This window comes from Nonomuraea sp. KM88 (assembly GCF_052245635.1).
Lineage (GTDB): Bacteria > Actinomycetota > Actinomycetes > Streptosporangiales > Streptosporangiaceae > Nonomuraea.
The window spans coordinates 1-1,052 of the sequence record NZ_JBQQCC010000070.1 but is presented as its reverse complement, the minus strand read 5'-3'; the positions used below and the strand labels follow the sequence as shown (position 1 = coordinate 1,052).

Sequence of the window (1,052 nt, the reverse complement as noted above, 5' to 3'; positions counted from 1 at the left end):
GTGGCCATTGTCGGTGTCGGCAACTGCGCGTCGTCGCTGGTCCAGGGCGTTCACTATTACAAGGACGCCGACCCGGACGTACGGGTCCCGGGCCTGATGCACGTGAAGTTCGGCGATTACCACGTCGGCGACGTCGAGTTCGTCGCGGCCTTCGACGTTGACGCCAAGAAGGTCGGCCGCGACCTGTCCGAGGCGATCGTCGCCAGCGAGAACAACACGATCAAAATCACCGACGTGCCACCCACCGGAGTGACCGTCCAACGCGGCCACACCCACGACGGCCTCGGCGAGTTCTACCAGGACATCATCGAAGAATCCGACGAAAGCCCCGTCGACGTGGTCCACGTGCTCCGCGACAACCAGGTCGACGTCCTGGTCTCCTACCTACCCGTCGGCTCAGAAGACGCCGACCGCTTCTACGCCCAATGCGCCATCGACGCCGGCGTCGCCTTCGTCAACGCCCTGCCCGTCTTCATCGCCTCCGACCCCGCCTGGGCCGCCAAGTTCACCGAAGCCGGCATCCCCATCATCGGCGACGACATCAAATCCCAGGTCGGCGCCACCATCACCCACCGCGTCATGGCCAAACTCTTCGAAGACCGCGGAGTCGAACTCCTGCGCACCTACCAGCTCAACTTCGGCGGCAACATGGACTTCATGAACATGCTGGAGCGCAAGCGCCTGCAGTCCAAGAAGATCTCCAAAACCCAGTCAGTCACCTCCCAGATCCCCCGCGAAATGGGCAAAAGCGACGTCCACATCGGCCCCTCCGACCACGTCCCATGGCTCGACGACCGCAAATGGGCCTACGTCCGCCTCGAAGGCCGCTCCTTCGGCGACACCCCCCTCAACCTCGAATACAAACTCGAGGTCTGGGACTCCCCCAACTCCGCCGGCATCATCATCGACGCCGTCCGCGCCGCCAAGATCGCCCTCGACCGCGGCATCGCCGGCCCCATCCTGTCAGCGTCCTCCTACTTCATGAAGTCACCACCCGAGCAGTACTCCGACGACCAGGCCCGCGACTACGTCGAGAAATTCATCCGCGGAGA

At 63.8% G+C, this 1,052-nt stretch carries 1 protein-coding gene; it reads left to right on the top strand.

The genetic code is table 11. From position 1 onward, the window contains the following. Window positions 1-1,052 (top strand): inositol-3-phosphate synthase (locus ACTWPV_RS49695; RefSeq protein ID WP_443157226.1); only part of this gene is annotated, 1,052 nt, incomplete at both ends.